Genomic DNA, 24,059 nt, shown 5'->3' with positions numbered 1-24,059 from the left:
GTCGGCCCGCCCCGGCGGCCCTAGTTCGTGCCGATCCGGGCCAGCAGGTCCACGATCCGGTCCTGCACCTCGTTGCTCGTGGACCGCTCCGCGAGGAACAGCACCGTCTCTCCGGACGCCAGCCGGGGCAGGTCGGCCTCGTCGACGGCCGCCGTGTAGACGACCAGCGGCGTCCGGTTGAGCTGCCCGTTCGCCCGGAGCCAGTCGATGATGCCGGCCTGGCCGCGGTGCACCTGCATCAGGTCCATCACCACCAGGTTCGGCCGCAGCTGACCGGCCAGCGCCACCGCGTCCGCGTCACTGGCCGCCCGCGCGACCTGCATCCCGCGCCGCTCCAGCGTCGCGGTCAGCGCGAGCGCGATCTCCGCGTGCTCCTCGATGAGCAGCACCCGCGGCGGATGCTGTTCGGTGTCCCGCGGCGCGAGCGCCTTCAGCAGCACGGCGGGATCGGCGCCGTACGCCGCCTCGCGTGTCGCCTGGCCCAGTCCGGCCGTGACCATCACCGGGACCTCGGCCGCCACCGCCGCCTGCCGCAGCGACTGCAGCGCGGTCCGGGTGATCGGCCCGGTCAGCGGGTCGACGAACAGCGCCGCCGGGAACGCGGCGATCTGCGCGTCGACCTCCTCGCGGGAGTGCACGATCACCGGCCGGTAGCCGCGGTCGCTCAGCGCCTGCTGGGTGGTGACGTCCGGCGCGGGCCACACCAGCAGCCGGCGCGGGTTGTCCAGCGGCTCCGGGGGCAGTTCGTCGTCCAGCGGCTGCGGACGCGGCGGATCCGCGACCTCGACCGCGCCGCCCGGACCGTCCAGCGGCTCCGGGCCCTCGGCGGCGTTCACGTCCGGAGCGCCTATGGCGTACGACCGTCCGGCGCCCTCGGTGGCCCCCACGAGCCGGGACTGCCCGGCCGTCGACGGCTGCGGCAGCGGCTGGGACGCCGCCTGTTCGGCCTGCGGATGCGGCCGGGCGCCCAGTTCGGGCTGCTGCTCGTCGCGCGTGCCCAGCTTGCGGCGCCGGCCGTTGCCGCCCGGCTGGTGCGGCGGCGGGGTCGCGGTCGGCTGCTGCACCTGCGCGGCCTGCCGCGAGAACGGCACGCCCTGCCCCAGCGTGCGCACGCTGAACGCCCGGCCCTGGGTGGAGTCCGGGTCGACCGGCGCGGGCGTCGCCTCGGCGGGCAACGGCTGCGCGGCGCGGGCGGGTTGAGTGGCGGCCGCGGGCGCCTCCTCGGCGCCGTCCGGCCACTGCCGCGGCCCGGGAGCCGCCGGGGCGGCCTCCGCGGGGAGCGGCTGGGCTCCGGCCGGGGCGGGCTGCGCGGGCAGCGGCTGAGCCGGGACCTGCGCGGCGGGGCCCTGCGGCCGTACCGGTGCCTGCACCGGTACGGCGGTCGCGCCCGGCTGCGCCTGCGGAACCGGCTGACCGGACGGACCCGCCTGGGCCGGGATGCCCGGTCCGGGCTGCGCGGGCGGAACCGGCAGACCGTGGGCGCCCGCCTGCGCCGGCACCGTCGGCACGACGGCCTGGGCGCCCTCCTCGGGCTGGCCCACGGAGCGCCGGCGGCGGCCCGTGGGCGCGCTGGTGGGATGCGGCTGCGGCGGGGTGTGGTCCTCGGCCTGGTCGTGCGCCACCGCGTCGTGCCGGCCCTCCTCGGCGGCCACCGCGGCCGGTTCGGGGGCACGGTCGGCCGCGGCGGGCGGCAGCGCGAAGACCGGGCGCGGGCCCGCCTGCTGCTGCTCGGCCCGCTCCGCCGCCGCGGCCAGCGCACGCCGCCTGCGTCCGCTCGGCTGCTCGTCGTCGTCCTGCTGCGCGGTGGCCGCGGGCAGCGCCGGCGGCAGCGCCTGACGCTCGTCGGGCTCACGCCGGGCACGGCGCCCGGCCGCCGGCGCGGGCACGCCCTGCGGCGGCACCGTGCCACCGAGGCCCGTCCCCGCCGCGGCCGTACCCGATCCCTGCTCGGCCGCCGTCACCACGGCGCCCTCGGAGACCCCGCCGTCGTCGCCCGCGGCGGCGTCGGCCGCACGCCCGCGCCGCCGCCCGGTGCCCCCGGACGCCGGTTCGGCCCCGTCGGGGCCCGCCGCGCTCTCGATCGCGGCCGGTCCGCTCTCCTGGTCGGCCGCCTCGGCGGCCCGCCGGCGCCGGCGCCCGGTCGGCGCACCGGCCGGGGCCTCGCCCTCGGCGGCCTCGCCGCCGGACACGTCGCTCTCCAGGAAGGCGTCCACGGAGGACCGCCGGGCCCGCCGCCGTCCGCCGGCCCCGCCGTCGTCGGCGGTGGCGGCCGGGATCGCGGCCACGGCCGTCCCCACCGGCGGGGGCACGGCACCCGCGCCGCCGCCGATCGGCACCTCCAGGACGAACGCGCTGCCGCTCATGCCGGGCACCTCGTGCGTCTGCAGCACACCGCCGTGCGCGCGCACGATGCCCCGCACGATCGGCTCGTGCACCGGATCGCCCCCGGGGTACGGCCCGCGCACCTCGATACGGACGACCTCACCGCGCTGGGCCGCGGCCACCACCACCGTGTTGTCCATGTAGCCGCCGGCGGAGACCGGCGCGTTGCCGGTCGCGTCGACACCCGCGACATCCGCGACGAGGTGGGCGAGCGCGACGGCGAGCCGCTGCGGGTCCACCTCGGCCTCGATGGGCGGCGCGTGCACGGCGAACTGGACCCGGCCGGGCCCGATCAGCTCCACCGCTCCTTCCACCCCCGCGGCGACGACCGCGTCCAGCATCACCTTCGTGCGGTTGATGTCCTCGGTCCCGGCGTCCAGCGCCTGGTAGCCGAGGACGTTGTCGATGAGCTGGGTGATGCGCGAGTAACCGGCCGAAAGGTGGTGCAGCACCTGGTTGGCCTCGGGCCACAGCTGCCCGGCGTCGTCGGCGGCGAGCGCGGCCAGTTCCCGGCGCAGCTCGTCGAGCGGGCCCCGCAGCGACTGCGCCAGCAGGGTCAGCAGCTGCTCGTGCCGCCCGTACAGGGCCTCGTAACGGTCCTTCTCGCGCTCACCGAGGGCCGCGTACCGCTCCTCGCCCGACGCCAGCTCCTCGGCATGCCGCTCCAGCAGCTCCTCGACCTCGGTGACGTGCTTCTGGCGCAGCGCGGTCAGGTCGGAGGCGTGCTCCTCGGAGAGCCGCTCCAGCTCCTCGGCGTGCGCCCTCTCCCGGGCGTCCTTCTCCTCGGCCAGGCTGTCGTACGGCCGCCGGTCGGTGAAGGTCATGACGGCGCCGACGAGCTGGTCGCCGTCGCGGACCGGCGCGGTCGTCAGGTCGACCGGCACCTTCTTGTCGCCCTTGGCCCACAGCACCTGCCCGCGCACCCGGTGCTTGCGCCCGGAGCGCAGGGTGTCGGCGAGCGGCGACTCGGCGTACGGGAACGGCGAGCCGTCCGCGCGGGCGTGCAGCACCAGGTTGTGCAGTTCCTTGCCGCCCAGTTCGCCGGCCCGGTAGCCCAGTATCTGGGCGGCGGCCGGATTGACGAGGACGATCCGCCCGTCCGTGTCCGTCCCTACGACACCCTCGCTCGCGGCCCGCAGGATCATCTCGGTCTGCCGCTGCGAGCGGGCCAGCTCGGCCTCGGTGTCCACGGTGCCGGTCAGGTCGCGCACGACGAGCATCAGCAGTTCGTCGGCGCCGTAGCCGTAACCGTCGTACGCCTGCTGCCCGTTCTCCAGGTTGGCGCTGGTCACCTCGACCGGGAACTCGGAGCCGTCGGTCCGGCGCGCCATCATCCGCGTGGGCCTGGTGCGTCCGCGCGGGTCCATGTGGTCGGGCCGCCGCATCGACCCGGGGATCAGCCGCGAGTCGAATTCCGGAAGCAGATCCAGCAGCCCTCGCCCGACCAGCGCGGTACCCGGTGCCTCGAACGCCTCCAGAGCGATCGTGTTCGCGTTGACGACGGTCCCATTGGCGTTGACCAGCACCAACGCGTCCGGCAGTGCATCGAGTATGGCTGCGAGGCGAGCAGCGCCTCGGGATGGCCTGCTGCTCACGAGACGCTTCCTCCCTGTTACCGCACCTTGCCGACCGCTCGGGCCATCTTGCCAACCGGCCCGCGACGTGTCACGCGAGGGAGTCTAAAGGCACCGATTGCGCTCACGGCCCCGGATGAGAGGGAGGTCGCACGACGAAGTGACGGCGAACATGTGACCGACACACGTCACCTCCGCCGCGCCTTCGCGGAACCTTCGCGGGCGCGGGGCCCTCGCCGTGCGCGCCCACCGTGCCGAAGGGGCGGCCGGCGGGTCAGGCGCCCAGGTCGGGCAGGAGCGGCACCATCTGGTTCCAGCGGCCGATCTCGCAGCCGTTGCTGCGGTCGTAGTCGGCGTCCACCGGGCGGCCGGCCCAGGTGCCGGTGACATGGGCGGTGGCCGGTCCGCCGTAGAGCATGGTGCAGGCGGTGCCGGGGGCGACCGGGGCGAAGGTGTCATGTCCCCAGCGGGTGTTCCGGTCGAGCGCCTCGCAGGCCGCGCCCACGTCCGGGTGAGTCCCGGCGCCGGGATGACAGGACAGCTCGTACGTCCCGTCCCGCCCGGCCCCGGCGTGCCGCACGGTGACGGTGAGGTGGTCGCCCTGGCCCGCGGCGGCGGCGGGCAGGGCGGGGAGGGATCCGAGGACGGCGGCGACGGCTCCGAGGGCGCCCCGCACGGCGAAGTGAGACATGCCCTGCCCAACGCGCCGGCGGCCCGGACGTTGCGCCGCCCCGACCACCGGAAGGGCTTTGCCCTGCGGCCCGGCTGCCTAGTACCGTGGGAGCCGATTGGTGACAGCACGCTCGACTGTGTCATCATCTGCACGCACCACTCGCGCTCGCGCGGGCGGCTGTGCTGGAGGCGTCGCCTAGTCCGGTCTATGGCGCCGCACTGCTAATGCGGTTTGGGACTTCAATCCCATCGAGGGTTCAAATCCCTCCGCCTCCGCACCTGTCTCAGGGAGTCCGACCACTCAGGTCGGGCTCCCTGAGTCGTTCAGAGCCTCGGATACGTCGTTTCCGCAGCTCACAAGGGGTGCGGCTAACGGATTTCACATGGCGGCGGCAGTCATGTAATGTTCTTCCTGTCGCCGCGAGCGGGCCGGAAGGGCCGGGAGCGAAGACAAAAAAAGCAAGAAAACAAGCACTCGTAGCTTAACGGATAGAGCATCTGACTACGGATCAGAAGGTTGCAGGTTCGAATCCTGCCGAGTGCACACAGGCGAGAGGCCCCGGAGAGATCCGGGGCCTCTCGCGTTTCGGGTGTGCGATCGCCTCGGGTGCGGTATCGCCCTGGGCGTCTGGGCGAGCCGGCTCAGGCGTTGGGCCGCTTGCCGTGGTTCGACTTCTTCTTCCTGCGGGCCCGCCGCTTGTTCCCTCGCTTTGCCATGGTGCACATCTCCCTGTCTGGGGCCTTCTCGACGCCGTCAGTCTAGATTCGTCCCTTTATGTCCGCCTCTTGCTTTCACCTTCTCTGACTATTGTCAGAGAATGGAGCGAGAGCAGATCGACGTGGTGCGCAGGTTCAACCGGGCGGTCACGCAGCGGGTCGGGGCGCTGAACGACGCCTCTCTGTCGAGGGACCGTCCGCTCGGCCTGTCGCGGCTGCTGTGGGAGATCGAGGCCGACGGTTCCGAGGTGCGGGTGCTCCGTTCGCGGCTGGGGCTGGACTCCGGGTACCTGAGCCGGCAGCTGCGGCGGCTGGAGTCGGACGGGCTGGTGACCACGGTCCAGGATCCGGACGACGGACGGGTGCGGAAGGTGCGCCTCACCGAGGCCGGCGTGGCGGAGCGGGCGGAGCTGGACCGCGGGTCCGACGCGCTCGCCGAATCGGTCCTCGGTCCGCTGACCGACGGTCAGCGAGGGCGCCTGGTGGCCGCGATGGCGGAGGTCGAGCGGCTGCTGCTCGCCTCACAGGTGCGGATCCGGATCACGGACCCGCGTGATCCCGATGCCCGCCACTGCCTGCGTGCCTGTGCCGAGGAGCTGGGACGGCGGTGCGACACCGGCTTCGACCCCGCCCGGAGTCTCCCCGCGAGCGACGAGGACATGACCCTGCCGCACGGACTGATCCTGGTGGCGAGCGCGCGGGGCGTCCCGCTGGGGTGCGGCGCGCTCATGCTGCACCCCGAGACGCGGATCGCCGAGGTGAAGCGGATGTGGACGTCCCCGGACGTGCGGGGCCTCGGCCTGGGCCGGCGCATCCTGGAGCGCCTCGCGGAGGAGGCGGCCGCCCGCGGGGCGAGGATCCTGCGGCTGGAGACGAACGGCACGCGCGCGGAGGCCAGGCGGCTGTACGAGACCGCGGGATTCGTGGAGGTCGAGGCGTTCAGCGCGGAGCCGTACGCGCCTCACTGGTTCGAGCGGAACCTCGCTCACTGACCCGGCCGTCACGATGCGCAGATCTAATGGAAGTGGGAAATGCCAGGTCAGGGCCATGATTCGGGGTGTGGAGTGTGGATCTGTGCCGCCGACCACAGCGGAATGGGCCGTGCGTAGGCTCATACTGAGTCATGACAAAGCCTGCGGCGCCGAAGCGCCATCTGCCCACCAGCCCGTTCAAGGCCCCGGTCGTACCGGCTCCCAAGCACTTCGCGGTGGGCGACCAGGTCACTCATGACGTGTACGGACTCGGCCGGGTCATCGGTGTCGAGGACGGAACCGCGGCCCTCGTGGACTTCGGTTCGGCACAGATGCGGATCCTGAGCCCGTACGCCAAGATGACCAAGCTGTAGGACCGCTGTGCCCGGTCACGGCACGCCGGGTCCTTGCGGGGACCCGTAACGAAAGGCAGACCTCTCATCGACTCGACGTCGCTGTTCTCCGCCGTGGAAGGGCAACCCCGCCGCTCCACCGTAGTTTCGCCGCCTCCCGCGATCATGCCCTTCCAGGCCCCGGACTTCGGGGATGACGAGAGCTCCTGGTCCGAGGACGGGCAGGAGGCCGCCGTGGGCACGCCCTCGGCGTCCCCCAGGGCCGCCTAGCGGCCGGCAGCCGACAGCAAAGGCCCCGGGTTCCTCCGGGGCCTTTGGCTTTGTCTGGCGGCGGTGCGACTACCTGGGGCTGCCGGGCCGGACCGTCAGGTAGGTCCACGCGGTCCATGTGCCGCCGGTCTGCGCGCCCTTGGCCGGCGGCGTGTAGTGGGCGCGGACGCGGTAGCGGTCGTTGCTCGTGAAGAGCTTCAGGGAGCGGCTGTAGTCGTACCAGCCGTCGCCGTACAGGGCGACGCAGCTCTCCGCGGCGACCTGGTGCCAGGACCCCGACCGGTACCGCTCGACGGAGACCGTGGTGCAGCCGCCGGACTGACGGGGTGTGACCTGGACGTCGAAGCCCATCGTGGTCTCGGACTTGTAGAACACCTGGTAGGCGGTGGAACCGATGCGGGTGGTCGAGACCGGCCACTGCAGCCGCGTCCGGGTCGTCGGGGTGACGGTCGCCGTCGTGGTCACCGTCCGCGGGGCGTAGCGGTAGTCGCCCGTGAAGGCCGCGCTGAGGACGGTGTTACGGGTGACCTTGTACGAGGCGGTGAGGTTCCCGTGCGCGTCCACCGTGCCGCTCTTGAGCTGGGTCCGGGACGCTCCGGCGGGCTGGGCGTAGAGCGTCACGGTGCGGGAGTTGTACGTGGTCCCCAGGTGCGCGGTGACCTTGGCGGTCGTGCCGGAGCGGTACGACTTCGCGTTCGCCGCCACGGTCAGGGCGGCCGTGGCCCGGGACACCTGGACCTTCGCCGCCGCCGTGACCGGGAGGTAGGACGTGCCGCCGTCGTAGGTGAAGACATAGGTGTCCGTACCGCCGACCTGCGGGGTGTCGTGGAAGGCGAAGGTGCCGTCGGCGGCGACGGACGCGGTGCCCGCCGCGGAGCCGGAGGGGTGCGCCGCGTCGGTCCTGACGACGTGCACCGTGCCCGTGCGCACCTGCGGGTGCGGCCAGGTGAGCCGCCCCGTGACGGTCAGCGCCTTGGCGCGGACGGCGGTGGCGGGTGCGGTCAGCGCCATGGCGGGCGCGTACTTGGCGACCGGGACGTCGAAGGAACGCGCGGCCGGTCGGTAGGCGCCGCCGCCGGAGTAGTCGACGCGGAAGCTGAGCCCGCCGGTGGTCGGGGCCGTGCCGTCGACGCGGTAGGAGCCGAAGAAGTCGACCGGGATCCTCGCCGGGGTGGTGACCGGGTCGGGGACGGGCACGCCGTCCGGGTCGGCGTCGTCGTAGCGGGTGATGCGGACCGTGCCGGGGAGCAGGGACTGTCCGGCGCCGAGAGCGAGGCTCGAGTCGGGGGACACCACGAACGAGTAGGCCTCGCCCGGCGCGAGCGGCGTGGCTGCCTTGCCGTAGAGCGTGACCGGCGCCGTCTCCGGGTCGGTGGAGACGTGGAGCGTCGGTGTTCCCCCCGAGGCGTCCACGGCCACGCCGTAGACCCGGCTCCCGTCCGGCGCCCAGGCGAGCCCGTGCGGGGCGGAGTCCAGGTCCCGGGCCCAGGAGTAGGCGGTGTACTCGCCCTCGCCCGCTTCCGGGAACGTCACGAGTGAGTGGGAGCCGGCGGCCAGGGTCCCGTCCGCCGCCACGGCGACGGCCTGGCCGTACACCCCGTCCGCGAACTGTCCGTCGACCGCGAGGTCCGAGGTGCGGTACCGGTCGGCGGTCGCGCCGTGGACGGTCGGGACCGCCAGATGGGTGCCGTCCGCCGTGAGCGCGAGGTCGCTCAGGTCGGGGACCGGCAGCTGCCTGGCCGCCCGCCGGGTCAGGGCGCCGTCCTCGGCCCGGTACGTGACGACGGCGGAGGTGCCGCCCGTCTGGGCGGCGGCCGCGAGCGCGCCCGAGGGCGTGGGGGTCGTGGCCAGCACCGGCGGCGCCGTCCAGCCGTCCGGATCCTGCCGGAGGGTGACCGCCCCGGTGCCGTCGACGGAGCCGATGCCGCCGGCGCCCGCCATGCCGTAACCGAACCAGAGGGTGCCCCCGGCGACGGCCAGCGAGTCGGGACGCGTGCCCGGCCCGGTGGCCCGGCGGGCCGACTCGGTCAGGTTCTCCGTGCTGATCACCGAGATCGCGTCCTGGTCCGGGAGGGCCGCGTACAGCGAGGAGCCGTCGGCGGAGAGGGCGAGGCCGGTGGCGCCCGGCTCGTCGCCGATCGTCGTCGGGTGTCCGCCGTCGAGGTCGGTGACGAGGATCCCGTCGGTGCCCGCCCCGCCGCTGATGAACAGGTGCCCGTGCGGAGCGTCCACCACCAGGTGCGCGAAGTGCGCGAGGGGCAGAGGAACGTCCGACGGTGCCGCGTACGAACCCGTGGCACCGGGACCGATGACGGTCGTCAGTCCCAGGAGCAGTGCCGCGGCGGTGGGCACCGAGATACGTGCCGACTTCATGAAAGGCCCCCCACAACCCTCACGATCAAGGCGCGCAACGTAACACAGGGCAGGGACCGGGACGCCGCACGGGGCGCCGGGGCTTCAGGGGAGGCGCGCGTGGCTCACGCGGCGGTGAGGACGCGGGTGCGCTCGCGGCTCCGGAGGGTCTGTCCGCGCAGGACGATGATGCCCAGCCGTATGACGACCTCGCTGACGGCCATGAGGACCAGCGCGGCGACCCAGGCCTGTGCGCTGGTGATGTCGTGGTCGGCCGAGAAGCGGCCTATGCGGGTCTCGCCGGAGGGGTGCGAGGTCCAGATCGCGAAGCCCAGCCGGAAGCCCATGCTGAGCACCCACAGGGCCGCCGCGCCCAGGGTCGCCTTGACCCGGACGTGTTCGTCCGCGAGGCGGACCCGGGTGAGCAGGCCGCCGGCCACGCCGCAGGCGACGCCGATGCCGGCGAACGTCCCTGTGAGGACGAGGTCGTTGCCCGCCGTCGGGATGTCGTGCAGGTAGCTCGTCGCCACCCAGGTGACCAGGCCCAGCGGCAGCAGCAGCCGGAAGGTCGTCAGCCTCTCCTCCCGCAGCTGCCTGACGACCACGAGGATGAGGGCGACATCGATGATCCAGTCCGAAAGCGTCATGCCCCGACTATCCGGTTCCGGCCCCGTCCGGCTCTTCGGCCCATGGGTGGAAGCGGGGTGGAAAACGGGTGGATGCGGCCCCTCTACCCGGGGGAGGACAGCCCTTCCAGGGACTCGTGGGCCAGACGCGTCGCGCGGGTGAACCAGTCGGTGAGGACGGCCAGTTCGTCGGCGCTGTAGTCGGCGAACAGGTCGGCGAGACCCCGGTAGTGACCGGCGTGCACCGCGCCGACCCGGCTGACCGCGTCCGGGACCGCGGCCACCCGGACCCGGCGGCGGTCGTCGGGGTCCGGGCGCCGGTCATGTGGCCCGCGTGCTCCAGGCGGTCGAGGACGCCCGTCACCGCGCCCGTCGTCACATGGGCGCGGGCGGCGAGGTCCCCGCGGTCAGCAGGTCCTCGTCCTCGCCGGCCTCCAGGACGAAGCCGAAGCGGGTGAGGTCCGTGACGCCGGCCCCGAGCCGCCGGGCGGGCTCCTGCTGGCCGAGCAGGTGCGCCGCGGTGAGGTGGTCCATCGCGGACAGGGCGCGGGCGGGGTCCGCGGGCGGTCGCGGCTTGCCGTGCGTGGTCGTTCCCGATTACCCCTGCCGGGCCGCTGCCCCATCCGTGCTCCCCCCGTTGTCAGTCCCGACGTCTACGCTCGCGAGTGATGGCACAGGTGTGGAAATGCTCGGGGCTGCGGTGGCCGGACGGCGGGCCCGTGCTGGTGTGGAGCGGCGGGCGGCGCAGCGCGCTCGGGCCGGGCAGCCGCGTCGCCTTCAGGGCGGCCGGCGCGGGTGTCCGGGAGTGCGTGGGGGCGCGGGGGCACGCCTGCGCGGTCCGCGCCACGGTGTCCGGGCGCAGTACCGGCGGGCGCTGCGAGGAGTGCGCACGGCTGGACCGGGTGCACTCGGTGGCCGCCGACGGCATCGCGGACGACCCCCGGCCCTACCACGTGTATCTGGCGTGGTTCGGGCCCGGGATGGCCAAGGTCGGGATCACCGCCGTGGAGCGCGGTCCGGCCCGGCTGCTGGAACAGGGCGCCGTCTGCTTCAGCTGGCTGGGCGCCGGGCCGCTGATGGCCGCGCGGCGGGCCGAGGAACTGCTGCGGGCCGCGCTCCGGGTGCCCGACCGGATCCCGTACGGCGCCAAGCGCGTCGTACGGGCCGCCCTGCCGGGGAGCGCCCCCGAGCGGGCCGCCGAGATCGTCGCGCTGCACGCGCGGGCCCTGGCGCTCGGGCAGTGGCCGGAGGCCCTGGTGCCCGAACCCTGCCAAGTCGTCGACCACGTCCGGGCCTTCGGGCTCGACGGGGTGCCCGCCGCCGTCGGCGAGGTGGTCGAGCTGACCCCGGGCGGTGCGGTGAGCGGTGAACTCGTCGCGGCCGCCGGGCCGGACCTGCATCTCGCCACCCGGCGCGGGGTCGTCGTCCTCGACACGCGCTTGCTGCCCGGATGGGAGCTGACCGCCGCGCGGGCCGGGCGGGAGGGCGAGATCGACGTACCCGTACGGGAGTTCACGGCCCCTCAGGAGGGGCTGTTCTGAGCCGCGCCGGACGTCCGGGAGGAATCCCCGGGACGGACCCGGCAGGGACGGCCCGGAGCCGCCCGGCAAGTCCCCGGCGGGCGCCCGGCCTTCCGCGGAGTTACGCTCTCATCAGCGGTTCACCGAGGCCTCGCCGGCCCGTCCGGACGCACACCGGACGCACATGATCCGCACGGCCCGGGGCCGGGCACCGGCGCGGAGCCGTGTGCGGACGGGCGGACACCCAGGCGTTCCCTGAGAGGTACCTGTGTGTTTCTCAGGGAAAACACAGATTCCTGAAAGCGTGTTCTCAGAGGGCCCCGAGAGGGTGTCCACCATGACCACGACCTCGCCCCAGGGGCGCACCGAACTGCTGAGGCCGGACGGGAGCCCCGTCCGCGTGCTTGTGGTGGACGACGAGCTGTCGATCACCGAACTCCTGTCCATGGCCCTGCGGTACGAGGGCTGGCAGATCCGGAGCGCGGGCGACGGCACGGGTGCCCTTCAGACCGCGCGGGAGTTCCGGCCGGACGCCGTGGTCCTCGACATGATGCTGCCCGACATGGACGGCCTCGCCGTCCTCGGCCGTCTGCGGCGCGAACTGCCTGACGTACCGGTGCTGTTCCTCACCGCGAAGGACGCCGTGGAGGACCGCATCGCCGGTCTGACCGCGGGCGGCGACGACTACGTCACCAAGCCCTTCAGCCTCGAAGAGGTCGTGGCGCGGCTGCGCGGGCTGATCCGCCGCTCCGGCGCGGCCGACCGGCGGTCGGACTCGGTGCTCGTCGTCGGCGACCTCGCCCTGGACGAGGACAGTCACGAGGTCTCACGAGGCGGTGACTCGATCCACCTCACGGCCACCGAGTTCGAGCTGCTGCGCTTCCTGATGCGCAACCCGCGGCGCGTGCTCAGCAAGGCCCAGATCCTGGACCGCGTGTGGTCCTACGACTTCGGCGGCCAGGCCAACGTGGTCGAGCTCTACATCTCCTACCTGCGCAGGAAGATCGACGCCGGCCGCGAACCGATGATCCACACCCGGCGGGGGGCCGGTTATCTGATCAAGCCCGCCGCGTCGTGAGCGGGCGACGACGGCCGCGGGCGCAGCAGCGACGCGCAGGTCAGCCGCGCACCCTGCGGACCCGGCTCGTCGTCGTGTCCGTGACCCTGATCGCCGTGGTCTGCGCGGTGATCGGGACCGTCACCACCCTCGTGCTGCGCGACCACCTGTACGGGCAGCTGAACAGCAACCTCCGCGAGGTCGCGCTGCGCGTGGCCGGCGGGCCCGTGGGCGGCTTCGGCGGCCGGGGCGACCCGCCGGGCGGCAAGGCCGGCACCCTCGCGCCGCAGCGGACGAAGGATCTCGGCCGTTTCGTGACCCAGGGGCCGCAGCCGCAGAAGACCGTCGCCGCCGAGGTGGAGAAGGGGTCGATCACCAGCGGCAAGGTCGGCACCAAGGAGAACAACTCCGCCGGCTTCACCCAGCTGACCCCCGAGAACCTCACCGAGGCCCAGCGCGGTGTCCTCGGCTCCGTCGCCCGGGACCAGCGGGCGCACACGGTCGACCTCCCGGGCCTCGGCAGCTACCAGGTCCAGTACGTCACCGGCAACGACGGCACCTTCTACGTCGGCATCCCGACCTCCGACGTCGACGGCACGATCAACACCCTGATCATCGTCGAGATCAGCCTCGCCCTCTCCGGCCTGATCGCCGCCTCGCTCGCCGGCACCGTCATGGTCGGCGTGGCCACCCGCCCGCTGCGCCGGGTCGCCAGCACCGCCACCCGCGTCTCCGAACTCCCCCTGCACACCGGCGAGGTCAACCTCAGCGAGCGGGTCGCGGAGTCGGAGTGCGACCCGCACACCGAGGTCGGCCGGGTCGGCGCCGCGCTCAACCGCATGCTCGACCACGTGCACGGCGCCCTGCACGCCCGCCAGCAGAGCGAGATGCGGGTACGGCAGTTCGTCGCCGACGCCAGCCACGAGCTGCGCACCCCGCTCGCCTCCATCCGCGGGTACGCCGAACTGACCCGGCGCGGACGGGAGGAGGTCGGGCCCGACACCCGGCACGCCCTCGGCCGCATCGAGTCCGAGGCCGGCCGGATGACGCTGCTCGTCGAGGACCTGCTGCTGCTCGCCCGCCTCGACGCGGGCCGCCCGCTCCAGTTCGAGCACACCGACCTCATCCCGCTCGTCGTCGACACCGTCAGCGACTCCCGCGCGGCCGGTGTGGACCACAACTGGCGCCTGGACCTGCCCGACGAGCCCGCCCTGGTGGCCGCCGACGCGGCCCGCGTCCAGCAGGTGCTGGTCAACCTGCTCGGCAACGCCCGCAAGCACACCCCGCCCGGGACCACCGTCACCGCCCGCGTCCAGCGGCGCGGCCCGTGGCTGTGCGTGGACGTCGAGGACGACGGACAGGGCATACCGCCCGAGCTGCTGCCGCACGTCTTCGAGCGGTTCGCGCGCGGTGACTCCGCACGCTCGCGGGCCACCGGGTCCACCGGGCTCGGGCTCGCCATCGTGCAGGCCGTCGCGTCCGCGCACGGGGGTGCCGTCACCGTGGACAGCGTTCCCGGCCGCACGGTGTTCACCCTCTACCTGCCCGCGCTCGCCCCGGCGGCCCCGCGGCCGGACCCCGAAGCCGGCCGGTCACCGTACTCACAGGCCCACCACAGTGCCACCACAGGGGTGCAACAGGGCACCTGAACAGAGTCGTTCCATGCGAACCGACTCTTCTCCCGGCACCCTGCCGGCGCGGGAGCACCTCCCGGCCACGGATGCCGGTACGCCTGTCCTAGACGTAGTGATCCCTGTCTACAACGAGGAGAAGGACCTCGGCCCCTGCGTCGTCAGACTGCATGATCATCTCAAGCGCACGTTCCCGTACGCGTTCCGCATCACCGTCGCGGACAACGCGTCCACGGACACCACCCCCCAGGTGGCGCGGCGGCTGGCGGCGGAGATCGCCGAGGTCAGGTCGTTCCGGCTGGAGCAGAAGGGCCGCGGCCGTGCGCTGCGGACCGTCTGGTCGGCCTCGGACGCCCCGATCCTCGCCTACATGGACGTGGACCTGTCCACCGACCTGAACGCGCTGCTGCCGCTGGTGGCGCCGCTCATCTCCGGCCACTCCGACCTGGCGATCGGTTCCCGGCTGGCCCGCTCGTCGCGCGTGGTGCGCGGCGCCAAACGGGAGTTCATCAGCCGCTCGTACAACCTGATCCTGCGCGGCTCGCTGCAGGCCCGCTTCTCGGACGCGCAGTGCGGCTTCAAGGCGATCCGGCGCGACGTCGCCCAGGTGCTGCTGCCGATGGTCGAGGACACCGGCTGGTTCTTCGACACCGAGATGCTGGTCATCGCCGAGCGCGCGGGCCTGCGCATCCACGAGGTGCCGGTCGACTGGGTCGACGACCCGGACTCGACCGTGCACATCGTGCGGACGGCCGCGGACGACCTCAGGGGCGTGTGGCGGGTCGGCAAGGCGCTGGCCGGCGGGTCGCTTCCGCTGGACCGGATCGCCCGCCCCTTCGGCGACGACCCGCGCGACCGGGACATCCAGGACGTGCCGAAGGGCCTGGCCCGCCAGCTCGTCGGCTTCTGCGTGGTCGGCGCCCTGTCGACCCTCTGCTACCTCCTGCTCTACAGCCTCTTCCGGCAGTTCTCCGGCTCGCAGGTCGCCAACGCGCTCGCGCTGCTGGTGTCGGCCGTCGCCAACACGGCTGCCAACCGGCGGCTGACCTTCGGGGTGCGCGGCCGGAGCGGTGCGGTCCGGCACCAGGCGCAGGGCCTGGCGGTCCTCGGCATCGGCCTGGCGCTCACCAGCGGTTCGCTCGCCGCCCTGAACGCGGCGAGCGGCGACCCCGCGCACTCCACCGAACTGGCGGTGCTGGTCGCCGCCAACCTCGCCGCGACCGTCCTGCGGTTCCTGCTCTTCCGCGCCTGGGTCTTCCCGGACCGGGACGGCGGCCGGGCGGCGTTCCCCACGGCGGTGGCCGCGCAGGGGCCGTCGTCGCCCACGTACGCCACGGCTCCCGGCGGACACCCGCCGCAGGGCGTGTTCCCGCGGCGCCCGGCCCACCAGCCGTGCGCCCAGGGCACCGCCACGACCACCCGACTGCGCGCCGGTGAGGCCGCGGACGGCACCTGGAGGGACGCCACCCTGCGGCCGCAGCCGGTGCGCCCCCATGACACCGATCCGGGGGAACCCCGATGAGCGGCACCCACACCGACCGCCAGGCCCCTCGGGCACCCGAGTCCGAGGCTCCGCCGGCAGCACGGCGGGCACCCGACGTCCCGGCCCCACCGGTACCGCGGCCGGCCCCGGCCGAGCCCCGGCGGCCCCTGGCCCGGCGACTGTGGCACGGCCGCCCGGAGGACCCGCGCTGGGCACGCCCGGCCCTCCTCGGCCTGCTGCTCGCCACCGCGGTCCTCTACTTCCACGACCTGAGCGCGAACGGCTACTCCAACTCCTTCTACTCGGCCGCCGTCCAGGCCGGCACCAGGAGCTGGAAGGCGATGTTCTTCGGCTCGCTGGACGCGGGCAACGCGATCACCGTCGACAAGCCCTCGGCGTTCCTGTGGCCGATGGAGATCGCGGCCCGCCTCTTCGGCCTGAACTCCTGGACGATCCTCGGCCCCGAGGTCCTCATGGGCGTCGCCACGGTCGCGGTCGTGTACGCCTCCGTGCGCCGCCGGTCCGGTCCCGCGGCCGGTCTGGTCGCGGGCGCGGTGCTGGCGCTCACCCCGGTCGCCGCGCTGATGTTCCGGTTCGACAACCCGGACGCGATGCTCGCGCTGTTGATGGCGCTGGCCTGCCACTTCGTCGTCCGCGCCGTCGAGGACGGCCGGACGCGGTGGCTGGTGTGGGCGGGCGTGGCGATCGGCTTCGCCTTCCTCGCCAAGACCCTTCAGGCCTTCCTGGTCCTGCCGCCGCTGGCCCTCGTGTACGCGGCCGTCGGCCCGCACCGGTGGCGGCGGCGGATCGGCCAGCTGGCCCTGGCGGCCGGCGCGCTGATCGTGTCGGCGGGCTGGTGGGTGGCGGTCGTCGAGCTGTGGCCGGCCTCCTCCCGCCCCTACATCGGCGGGTCGCAGAACAACAGCTTCCTGGAGCTGACCTTCGGCTACAACGGCCTCGGCCGGATCAGCGGCGACGAGACCGGCAGCGTCGGCGGCGGTGGCGGCGGCACCGGGTCCGGCCAGTGGGGCGAGACCGGCTGGGACCGGATGTTCGACTCCGAGATCGGCGGCCAGATCTCCTGGCTGCTCCCGGCCGCGCTGATCCTGCTGGTGGCGGGTCTGGTGGCGACGCGCGGGCTGAGGCGGACCTCGGTGACCCGGGCCTCGTTCCTGGTCTGGGGCGGCTCGCTGGTGATCACCATGGTGGTCTTCAGCTACATGGCCGGCATCTTCCACCCGTACTACACGGTCGCCCTGGCCCCCTACCTCGCCGCCGTGATCGGCATGGGCGCCGGGCTGCTGTGGGAGAGGCGCGGCGAGCCGTGGGCGTCGATCACCCTCGCGGCCGCCGTGGTCGCGGCCGCGGTCTGGGGTTACGTGCTCCTCGACCGCACCTCCGACTACCTGCCCTGGCTGAAGTGGCTGGTCCTGGTGGGCGGTCTGGCCGCCGCGCTCGGCCTGGTCCTCGCGGGCCGGACCGGCCGCCGGCTCGCTCTCGCGGCGGCGGCGGCCGGCCTGGTGGCCGCGCTGGCGGGACCGACGGCGTACACCCTCAGCACGGTGAACTCCGCGCACACCGGCTCGATCCCGACGGCGGGCCCGGCGGGCGCGAGCATGACGGGCTTCGGCGGTGGCGGCGGTCCCGGCGGCGGGTTCGGCGGCTTCGGCGGAAACCAGCAGAACCGGCAGGGCGGGCAGAACCAGCAGGGCCGGAACGGTTTCCCGGGCGGCGGCACCGGCGGCTTCCCCGGCGGCGGCATGCCGGGCGGCCAGGGCCAGGGCCAGGGGCAGAACGGCACCGGCACCGGCGGTGCGCGGAACGGCAACGGTTTCCCCGGTGGCCGTACGGGCGAGGCCGGCGGCATGGCCGGCGGCGGTGGCGTCGGCGGGCTGCTGAACGGCGCGACCGTCGGCTCCGAGGCCAAGAAGCTGCTGCGGGAGGACGCCTCCGAGTACACCTGGGCCGCGGCGGCCATCGGCGCCCAGAACGCGGCGAGTTACCAACTGGCCACCGGCGACGCGGTGATGGCGATCGGCGGCTTCAACGGCACCGACCCGTCCCCGACGCTCGCGCAGTTCAAGGAGTACGTGGCGGACGGCAGGATCCACTACTTCGTCTCCTCGGGCACCGGCGGCGGCATGGGCGGCAGCGGCAGCGGGACGGCCGCGCAGATCACCGCATGGGTCGAGAAGAACTTCCCGAAGGTGACGGCCGGTTCGTCCACCTTCTACGACCTGACGCGGAAGACCGGCGGCAGCTGACGGGCCGCACCCGCCCGCGCCCCTCGAGACAACTTCACGGGTGCGTCGGCCAGGTGGGCGGCGCGGCTGGGCACACCGGCGGCGACAGCCCTGGGCATGGTGCTGATGCCGTGCGGCCTCACCTCCGTCGCGGTGCTCGTGGCGGCGGGACTTCTCCGGCGGGCGGAGAGGAGTGCCGCATGACGGAGCGGGGGTATGCGTGGATTTGCGGGTGCGGGTCGTGGTCGGCCGTCCGCGGCCCCGTGACGGAGCCGCGACCGGACACGGCCCCGACTCCCGGAGGGACGTCGCGGCCGTAGCATCGTGAGAAGTGATCGTCCAGGAGGGGGTCGTGATGGCGCGGGCCAGTGTGTGGCTGGGGGAGAAGGCCCGCAAGGGCGGTCGCAGCAGTCAGCCGTCCGGCCTCGACCGGGCCAGGATCACCTCCGCCACCGTCCGGCTCCTGGACTCCGACGGGCTCGACAAGTTCTCCATGCGGCGGCTGGCGGCCGAGCTGAACGTGACCGCCATGTCCGTCTACTGGTACGTCGACACCAAGGACGACCTGCTGGAACTCGCCCTCGACGCGGCCTTCGGCGAACTGCGCCTGCCGGAAGGGGCCGACGACGACTGGCGGGTGCACCTGCGGGCGCTGGCCACGGAGTACCGGTCGCTGCTGGTCCGCCACCCCTGGCTCTCCCCGCTGGCCGGCCGCTACCTCAACATCGGCCCCCACTCGCTCGCGTTCTCCCGGGCGATCCAGCAGGTCGTCCGCCGCGCCGGCCTGCCCGCGCACGGGGTGACCGGCGCGATCTCGGCCGTCTTCCAGTTCGTCTACGGGTTCGGCACGATCGAGGGCCACTTCGCGGAGCGGGTGACGACGGCCGGGATGACCCCCGACGAGTACTTCAGCACCGCGATGACCGCGGTGACCGAGTCCCCGGCGACGGCCGCCATCATCGAGGAGTCGGCGGACCTGATGGCCGCCAGGGGCGGCGACACGGTCGCCGAGATGCTCGACCGGGACTTCACCTTCGCCCTTGACCTGCTGATCGCAGGCATCGAGACCAAGGTGAGCCGCCCGACCTAGGACGCGACACGCCCTGGAAGCCTCAGGCCTCGGACGCGGCCAGCCGTGCCGGGAAGCCGCCCGTGGCCACCGGACCCCACCGCTCCGGCGTCACCCGGATGATGGACTTGCCCTGCTTCAGCATCGCCGCCCGGTACTCGTCCCAGTCCGGGTGCTCGCCCGCGATGTTCCGGTAGTACTCCACCAGCGGCTCCACCGACTCCGGCGAGTCGATGACCTCGGCGGTGCCGTCGATCTGGACCCACGGCCCGTTCCAGTCGTCGCTCAGGACGATCAGGCTCACCCGCTCGTCCCGCCTGGCGTTGCGGGTCTTGGCCCGCTCGGGGTACGTGGAGGCCACGATCCGCCCGGAGTCGTCGACCCCGCAGGTCAGCGGCGACCCCTGGGGGCCGCCGTCGGCACGGCGGGTGAGCAGGATCGCGCGGTGGCGGGGCCGTACGAAGTCCAGCAGTTCGTCGAGGGAGACGGCGGTGTTCGTCGCGATGTTCGGTGCCATGCCGTCAGCCTAGGCCGACCGGCCCGGCCCCGCCCGGCCGCTGCCTGTCCCTGCCGGTCCTATGCCTGGGGCAGGGACTCGCCCTGGACCGCCTGGATCTCCAGCTCGACCTTGAGGGTGGTGCCGATGGCCGCGATGCCCGCCTGGACGACCTGGTTGTAGTTCATCGCGAAGTCCTCGCGGTGCAGCTCGGCCGTGGCGCGGAACGCGGCCCGGGTGCCGCCCCAGGGGTCGGCGCCGGTGCCGAGGTAGGCGAGGTGCAGGTCGACGGGGCGTACGACACCGCGCATGGCCAGTTCGCCGTGGACCGTCCAGCGGTCGGAGCCGGCCACGGTGAGGCCCGTCGAGGTGTACGTCAGCTCGGGGTACCGCTCGACGTCCAGGAAGTCGGCCGAGCGCAGGTGCGTGTCGCGCGTGCCGTTGCCGGTGTCGATGGACGCGGCCCGGATGACGGCCTGGACGCGGGACTTGGTGACGTCGTCGGGCGCGATCTCGATGCCCGCGGTGAAGTCCGTGAAGCGGCCGCGGACGCTGGAGATGCCGAGGTGCTGGGCGACCGCGGCGACGGTGGAGTGCGCCGGGTCGACGGTCCACGGGCCCGGCGGCGGCAGTTCGGTGCCGCCCTGCCGGGCCAGCGTCACCTTGCCGACCTCGGCCCGGCCGCTGGCGGTGACGATGGCGCTGGAGGCGGCGGGCGCGTAGCCCACGGCGGTCACGATGACGGTGTACGGCCCGGGCGCGAGCGGGTTCGGGTCCCGTACCGTGCCCTCTTCGTCCGCCTCGGCACGCAGCACCTGCGTGCCGGTCATGTCGGTCACCGTGACGACCGCGTGCGACACGGCCCAGCCGTCCCGGGTGCGGATCCTGGCGGTGAGTCCCATCCCGAATTCTCCCTGAAAACCGATTTAGAGGCGTCAATAGCCATATAAATTGCGCAGAGTGTGACGGCCCGGGGCAGCCGATGAACCATCGCTGCCCCGGGCCGGGGTGAACTACTCGCCGGGGTGGGAGAGTTCGATGTCGTGCCCGTCGACACCGGCGCCGGTGACGTTCAGGGCGGTGGCGATCGGCGGGTAGCCCGTCGCGATCACGGTGTAGTCGCCGCCGTCCAGGTCGGCGAAGGCGTACGCGCCGTCGAGGCCGGTGGTGGAGGTGCCCACCACGTTGCCGGCCGCGTCCACGAGGGTGACGCGGGCGTCGGCCAGCGGACCGTGCGGGGCCCGCACGACACCCTGGAGCTGGGCGCCGGCGTCCAGGTCGACCTCGATCCGGGTGACACCGGTGGTGCCGATCTCGACCGGCAGGGCGCGCGGGCGGTACCCGGCGGCGTTCACCGCTACCGTCACCACGCCCGGTACCAGGTCGCCGAAGACGAACTGGCCCTGTTCCCCGGTGGCCGCGGTGGCCAGCAGGTCGCCGCGCACGTCGGTGACGATCACCATCGCGTCCTTGACCGGCAGCGCGCTGCCCGCGCCGCGGACCACACCGCTCAGCCCGCTGGTGCCGCTGAGCAGGATGTCGTACGGCAGCGGTTCCGCGCCCACCAGGACGGTGGACGCCTGCGGCTGGTAGCCGTCGGCGGAGGCGATCAGCACGTACGAGCCGGCGCCGGGGGCGTCCAGGCGGTACGAGCCGTCGAAGCCCGCGACCGAGCGGCCGAGCTGGCGCCCCGACAGCGAGATGAGGGTGACCGCGGCCTGGGCGACCGGGGCGCTCTCGGCGCCGCGCACGAAGCCGTGCACCGGGGTGGAGCCGGAGCCCGCCGACTGCTCGGGGGCCGCGATGGTCGCCACGGCGGTGAACTGCCCGGCGGTCTCGGCGGCGGTGTCCGGGCCGGCGGCGGCCGGGGCGGCCCAGCTGGGGACCGTCTCCTCGGCGGGAGCCGGGACGGCGGCGGTGACGGCGGCGGCCGGAGCGGCCTCGATGCCCTGCTCCTCGGCGTCGGCCGCGGCCTGGGCGAGCGCGCCCTTGGTCCGCAACGGGACCTCCTTGATGAACAGGCTGATCAGGAACGCGAGGGCCGCGAGGCAGCCGGCGATCAGGAAGACGTCGGCGATGCCGTGGCCGTAGGCGCTCTGGAAGAGGGTGCGCAGCGGGACCGGCAGCTTGCCCAGGTCCGGGAGGCTGTCGCTGGAGGAGCTGGAGCCGGCCAGGGCGACCTGGTACTTGTGCGGCAGGGCGGCGGCGCCGTCGGTCACGTAGTGGGTGATCCGGTGGGCCATCACCGCGCCGAGCGCGGAGACGCCGACCGCACCGCCGAGGGAACGGAAGAAGGTGACCGTGGAGCTGGCCGACCCGAGGTCGGAGGGCTCGACCTGGTTCTGCGTGCAGAGCACCAGGTTCTGCATCATCATGCCGATGCCGAGGCCCAGCAGCGCCATGAAGATAGCCATCTTCCAGTACGCCGTGTCGTACCGGATGGTCCCGAGCAGGCCGAGGCCGGCCGTCACGAGCACGCCACCGCTGACCAGCCAGGCCTTCCAGCGGCCGGTCCGGGTGATGAACTGCCCGGAGACGGTGGAGGAGATGAACAGGCCGCCGATCATCGGGATGGTCAGCACACCGGACATCGTCGGCGACTTGTCCCGGGCCAGCTGGAAGTACTGGCTGAAGAAGACGGTGCCGGTGAACATCGCGACACCGACGAACAGCGAGGCCGCCGAGGCGAGCGTGATGGTGCGGTTGCGGAACAGCCGCAGCGGGATGATCGGCTCCTTGGCCTTCGACTCGACCAGGAGGAAGATCAGCCCGAGGACGATCGAGCCGCCGATCATGGCGTACGTCTGCCACGAGATCCAGTCGTACTTGTCACCGGCGAAGGTGACCCAGACCAGGAGCAGCGAGACGGCGGCGGCGACGAAGAACGCGCCGGCCCAGTCGACCTTGACGTCCCGCTTCAGCACCGGCAGGTGCAGGGTCTTCTGCAGCACGATCAGCGCGACGACGGCGAAGGGGACACCGACGTAGAAGCACCAGCGCCAGCCCAGCCACGAGGTGTCGGTGATGACGCCGCCGAGCAGCGGGCCGCCGACGGTGGCGACGGCGAAGGTGGCACCGAGGTAGCCGGAGTAACGGCCGCGCTCACGCGGCGAGATCATCGCGGCCATGACGATCTGGGCGAGCGCCGACAGACCGCCGACGCCGACGCCCTGGACGACACGGCAGGCGATCAGCATGCCGGAGTTCTGCGACAGACCGGCCGCCGCGGAACCCAGGACGTAGATGACCAGGGCGATCTGGACGAGCGCCTTCTTGTCGTACAGGTCGGCGAGCTTGCCCCACAGCGGAGTGGTCGCGGTCATCGCCAGCAGCGAGGCGGTGACGACCCAGGTGTAGGCGGACTGGCCGCCGCCCAGGTCGGTGATGATGTGCGGCAGCGCGTTGGTGACGATCGTGGAGGACAGGATCGCCACGAACATGCCGAGCAGCAGCCCGGATATCGCTTCCATGATCTGCCGGTGGGACATCGGGGCAGCCTGCTCCACGGAGCCTCCCCCGTGCTTTGCATGGGCCCGCACACCGGCTGGTGTGGTCGTTGCCATGGGCTTCCTTTTCTTACGTGTTACGCGGGTGTACGGGTGGTCGGTGCGAGTACGGGGGTGGTGGGGGCGCGGGCGGCGGAGGAGACCGCGGTCGCGGTCGCCGGGGCGGCGGGGACCGGTCCGGAGGAGGCCGCCGCGGCCGGCCGCGGCGGGGCGGTCCTGCAGTCGCCGAAGCTGTCCCGGAGCCGGGTCATCAGCCGGATCAGCTGGTCGACCTCCTCGTCGCTCCAGTCGTTCAGCCGTTCGGTGAGCAGTTCGGTGCTGCGCCGGGACAGGTCCGCCAGCGTCGCCTCGCCCGCGGGGGTGAGGCGCAGGATGCGGGACCGCTTGTCCGCCGGGTCGGGAGACCGCTCGATCCAGCCGCGCTCGGCGACGTGCGCCACGTGCCTGCTGGTCACGGACATGTCCACCGCGAGCAGCTCGGCCAGCTTGCTCATGCGCATGGATCCGTAGCGGCCGAGCAGCGTCAGCACGGCCGCGGAACCGGCCGGGCATTCGTGCGGAAGGATCCGCGCGAGGTCCCGCTTCACCGCTCCGACGGCGCTGAGCTGACGCGCCAGCTCCTCGAACTGCGCCTGCTCCGCCATCACACCTCCCGTATTCGTTGCTTGGGGCAACCATAGAACTGCTTGGTTGCCACAGGCAAATATATGGGCGGCGCTGGAGGCCAAAACTTGGCAAAGGCATGTATTGCGATCGTAAACAGCCAGGTGGGGCGGCTTGTGTTTCCTGGTGGCCCCCCACTTGGGCCGGACCACCGGATTCGCTAATGTCTCGGGGCATGGCTAACACCCAGGGCCCCCAGGGCAACTACGACCCCGCCGGCAGCACCCAGATGTTCCGTGCGTTCGTCGACGAGGCCCCGCAGACCTCTCAGCAGACGGCTTCCCCCTCCGCCTCCGGCGGCCCCCGCATCGGCCTGATCCTCGGCATCGTCGCCGCGGTGGTCGTGGTCGCGGCGGTCGCCTGGCTGGCGCTCAAGTAGTCACCCGCCGTCCGTCCGGTCCCTCGGCGCAGTACGAGGGGCACGGCGGCGGCGCGACGTGGAACCCGGGGTGTCCGGCGCCCCGGGCTTTCGTC

The 24,059-nt window shown here is 73.2% G+C and carries 18 protein-coding genes, 2 tRNA genes and 1 pseudogene; 11 read left to right on the top strand and 10 right to left on the bottom strand.

Features of this window, described 5'->3' with window-relative positions; all coding sequences use genetic code 11:
• Nucleotides 1-20 precede the first annotated feature (20 nt).
• On the bottom strand, nt 21-3,977 hold the full coding sequence (locus ACIRQ9_RS01030; protein ID WP_404165779.1) for a PAS domain-containing protein: 3,957 nt from the start codon (nt 3,975-3,977) through the stop codon (nt 21-23).
• 253 nt (nt 3,978-4,230) lie between these two features.
• Nucleotides 4,231-4,647 carry an SSI family serine proteinase inhibitor gene (locus ACIRQ9_RS01025; RefSeq protein ID WP_404165777.1) on the bottom strand — a complete coding sequence of 139 codons (417 nt, stop codon included), beginning with the start codon at nt 4,645-4,647 and terminating at the stop codon, nt 4,231-4,233.
• Between the two features lie 166 nt (nt 4,648-4,813).
• Between ACIRQ9_RS01025 and ACIRQ9_RS01020 the strand changes: the two genes are divergently transcribed.
• Nucleotides 4,814-4,904, top strand: a tRNA-Ser gene (locus ACIRQ9_RS01020).
• A gap of 195 nt (nt 4,905-5,099) precedes the next feature.
• A tRNA-Arg gene (locus tag ACIRQ9_RS01015) sits at nt 5,100-5,172 on the top strand.
• A 98-nt stretch (nt 5,173-5,270) separates the two neighbouring features.
• Here the strand turns inward: ACIRQ9_RS01015 and ACIRQ9_RS01010 are convergent.
• Nucleotides 5,271-5,345 (bottom strand): 50S ribosomal protein bL37, encoded by a 75-nt coding sequence (locus ACIRQ9_RS01010; protein ID WP_404166385.1) that lies wholly within the window; start codon nt 5,343-5,345, stop codon nt 5,271-5,273.
• A 101-nt stretch (nt 5,346-5,446) separates the two neighbouring features.
• On the opposite strand from ACIRQ9_RS01010, the gene ACIRQ9_RS01005 reads away from it, so the two are divergent.
• Together ACIRQ9_RS01005 and ACIRQ9_RS01000 are read left to right on the top strand one after the other, a co-directional pair.
• The gene (locus ACIRQ9_RS01005) at nt 5,447-6,337 is read left to right on the top strand and encodes a GNAT family N-acetyltransferase (RefSeq protein ID WP_404165775.1); all 891 of its coding nucleotides are present in this window, start codon (nt 5,447-5,449) and stop codon (nt 6,335-6,337) included.
• A gap of 131 nt (nt 6,338-6,468) precedes the next feature.
• Nucleotides 6,469-6,690, top strand: coding sequence for a hypothetical protein (locus ACIRQ9_RS01000; protein ID WP_351316272.1), 222 nt, complete (start codon nt 6,469-6,471; stop codon nt 6,688-6,690).
• Between the two features lie 318 nt (nt 6,691-7,008).
• On the opposite strand, the gene ACIRQ9_RS00995 is transcribed toward ACIRQ9_RS01000, so the two are convergent.
• From ACIRQ9_RS00995 to ACIRQ9_RS00985, 3 genes and pseudogenes are all read right to left on the bottom strand, one after another.
• Entirely contained in the window at nt 7,009-9,312 is a 2,304-nt protein-coding gene (locus ACIRQ9_RS00995; protein WP_404165773.1) for a hypothetical protein, read from the bottom strand.
• Between the two features lie 104 nt (nt 9,313-9,416).
• Nucleotides 9,417-9,938 carry a hypothetical protein gene (locus tag ACIRQ9_RS00990; protein WP_404165771.1) on the bottom strand — a complete coding sequence of 174 codons (522 nt, stop codon included), beginning with the start codon at nt 9,936-9,938 and terminating at the stop codon, nt 9,417-9,419.
• Between the two features lie 83 nt (nt 9,939-10,021).
• Nucleotides 10,022-10,451 (bottom strand): annotated as a pseudogene (locus ACIRQ9_RS00985) (MarR family transcriptional regulator).
• Between the two features lie 134 nt (nt 10,452-10,585).
• On the opposite strand from ACIRQ9_RS00985, the gene ACIRQ9_RS00980 reads away from it, so the two are divergent.
• From ACIRQ9_RS00980 to ACIRQ9_RS00955, 6 genes are all read left to right on the top strand, one after another.
• Nucleotides 10,586-11,458, top strand: coding sequence for a DUF2797 domain-containing protein (locus tag ACIRQ9_RS00980; RefSeq protein WP_404165769.1), 873 nt, complete (start codon nt 10,586-10,588; stop codon nt 11,456-11,458).
• A 316-nt stretch (nt 11,459-11,774) separates the two neighbouring features.
• Nucleotides 11,775-12,515 carry a response regulator transcription factor gene (locus ACIRQ9_RS00975; protein ID WP_404165767.1) on the top strand — a complete coding sequence of 247 codons (741 nt, stop codon included), beginning with the start codon at nt 11,775-11,777 and terminating at the stop codon, nt 12,513-12,515.
• Nucleotides 12,512-14,143 carry an ATP-binding protein gene (locus ACIRQ9_RS00970; RefSeq protein WP_404165765.1) on the top strand — a complete coding sequence of 544 codons (1,632 nt, stop codon included), beginning with the start codon at nt 12,512-12,514 and terminating at the stop codon, nt 14,141-14,143. The genes ACIRQ9_RS00975 and ACIRQ9_RS00970 overlap by 4 nt, the downstream gene beginning before the upstream one ends.
• Nucleotides 14,144-14,156: 13 nt before the next feature.
• Complete coding sequence (locus tag ACIRQ9_RS00965) at nt 14,157-15,647, top strand: glycosyltransferase (RefSeq protein ID WP_404165763.1); 1,491 nt, start codon at nt 14,157-14,159, stop codon at nt 15,645-15,647.
• Nucleotides 15,644-17,872: a glycosyltransferase family 39 protein gene (locus tag ACIRQ9_RS00960; RefSeq protein WP_404165761.1), complete on the top strand. Its 2,229-nt coding sequence runs from the start codon at nt 15,644-15,646 to the stop codon at nt 17,870-17,872. Before ACIRQ9_RS00965 ends, ACIRQ9_RS00960 begins: the two co-directional genes overlap by 4 nt.
• A 334-nt stretch (nt 17,873-18,206) precedes the next feature.
• Nucleotides 18,207-18,941, top strand: a complete 735-nt coding sequence (locus tag ACIRQ9_RS00955) for a TetR/AcrR family transcriptional regulator (RefSeq protein ID WP_404166383.1) — start codon at nt 18,207-18,209, stop codon at nt 18,939-18,941.
• Between the two features lie 22 nt (nt 18,942-18,963).
• Here ACIRQ9_RS00955 and ACIRQ9_RS00950 read toward each other — a convergent pair whose 3' ends face one another.
• From ACIRQ9_RS00950 to ACIRQ9_RS00935, 4 genes are all read right to left on the bottom strand, one after another.
• A complete protein-coding gene (locus tag ACIRQ9_RS00950) occupies nt 18,964-19,437 on the bottom strand; it encodes a PPOX class F420-dependent oxidoreductase (RefSeq protein ID WP_404165759.1) in 474 nt (157 codons plus the stop codon).
• Nucleotides 19,438-19,496: 59 nt separating this feature from the next.
• On the bottom strand, nt 19,497-20,318 hold the full coding sequence (locus tag ACIRQ9_RS00945; RefSeq protein ID WP_404165757.1) for a YceI family protein: 822 nt from the start codon (nt 20,316-20,318) through the stop codon (nt 19,497-19,499).
• 111 nt (nt 20,319-20,429) lie between these two features.
• Entirely contained in the window at nt 20,430-22,979 is a 2,550-nt protein-coding gene (locus ACIRQ9_RS00940; protein ID WP_404165755.1) for an MFS transporter, read from the bottom strand.
• A 20-nt stretch (nt 22,980-22,999) separates the two neighbouring features.
• Nucleotides 23,000-23,566: a MarR family winged helix-turn-helix transcriptional regulator gene (locus ACIRQ9_RS00935; protein WP_404165753.1), complete on the bottom strand. Its 567-nt coding sequence runs from the start codon at nt 23,564-23,566 to the stop codon at nt 23,000-23,002.
• A 194-nt stretch (nt 23,567-23,760) separates the two neighbouring features.
• Here ACIRQ9_RS00935 and ACIRQ9_RS00930 point away from each other — a divergent pair, with 194 nt between their 5' ends.
• Entirely contained in the window at nt 23,761-23,964 is a 204-nt protein-coding gene (locus tag ACIRQ9_RS00930) for a hypothetical protein (RefSeq protein WP_404165751.1), read from the top strand.
• The last annotated feature ends 95 nt before the right edge of the window (nt 23,965-24,059 follow it).

The organism is Streptomyces sp. NPDC101237, assembly GCF_044767465.1.
GTDB lineage: Bacteria > Actinomycetota > Actinomycetes > Streptomycetales > Streptomycetaceae > Streptomyces > Streptomyces gramineus.
This window is presented reverse-complemented; position numbering and strand designations above follow the sequence as displayed.

Bases quoted from the DNA above. Each gene is read 5' to 3' on its own strand.
- ACIRQ9_RS01025 (WP_404165777.1), bottom strand. From the start codon at position 4,647: ATGTCTCACTTCGCCGTGCGGGGCGCCCTCGGAGCCGTCGCCGCCGTC.
- ACIRQ9_RS01005 (WP_404165775.1), top strand. From the start codon at position 5,447: ATGGAGCGAGAGCAGATCGACGTGGTGCGCAGGTTCAACCGGGCGGTC.
- ACIRQ9_RS01000 (WP_351316272.1), top strand. From the start codon at position 6,469: ATGACAAAGCCTGCGGCGCCGAAGCGCCATCTGCCCACCAGCCCGTTC.
- ACIRQ9_RS00995 (WP_404165773.1), bottom strand. From the start codon at position 9,312: ATGAAGTCGGCACGTATCTCGGTGCCCACCGCCGCGGCACTGCTCCTG.
- ACIRQ9_RS00990 (WP_404165771.1), bottom strand. From the start codon at position 9,938: ATGACGCTTTCGGACTGGATCATCGATGTCGCCCTCATCCTCGTGGTC.
- ACIRQ9_RS00980 (WP_404165769.1), top strand. From the start codon at position 10,586: ATGGCACAGGTGTGGAAATGCTCGGGGCTGCGGTGGCCGGACGGCGGG.
- ACIRQ9_RS00975 (WP_404165767.1), top strand. From the start codon at position 11,775: ATGACCACGACCTCGCCCCAGGGGCGCACCGAACTGCTGAGGCCGGAC.
- ACIRQ9_RS00965 (WP_404165763.1), top strand. From the start codon at position 14,157: ATGCGAACCGACTCTTCTCCCGGCACCCTGCCGGCGCGGGAGCACCTC.
- ACIRQ9_RS00960 (WP_404165761.1), top strand. From the start codon at position 15,644: ATGAGCGGCACCCACACCGACCGCCAGGCCCCTCGGGCACCCGAGTCC.
- ACIRQ9_RS00955 (WP_404166383.1), top strand. From the start codon at position 18,207: ATGGCGCGGGCCAGTGTGTGGCTGGGGGAGAAGGCCCGCAAGGGCGGT.
- ACIRQ9_RS00950 (WP_404165759.1), bottom strand. From the start codon at position 19,437: ATGGCACCGAACATCGCGACGAACACCGCCGTCTCCCTCGACGAACTG.
- ACIRQ9_RS00945 (WP_404165757.1), bottom strand. From the start codon at position 20,318: ATGGGACTCACCGCCAGGATCCGCACCCGGGACGGCTGGGCCGTGTCG.
- ACIRQ9_RS00940 (WP_404165755.1), bottom strand. From the start codon at position 22,979: ATGGCAACGACCACACCAGCCGGTGTGCGGGCCCATGCAAAGCACGGG.
- ACIRQ9_RS00935 (WP_404165753.1), bottom strand. From the start codon at position 23,566: ATGGCGGAGCAGGCGCAGTTCGAGGAGCTGGCGCGTCAGCTCAGCGCC.
- ACIRQ9_RS00930 (WP_404165751.1), top strand. From the start codon at position 23,761: ATGGCTAACACCCAGGGCCCCCAGGGCAACTACGACCCCGCCGGCAGC.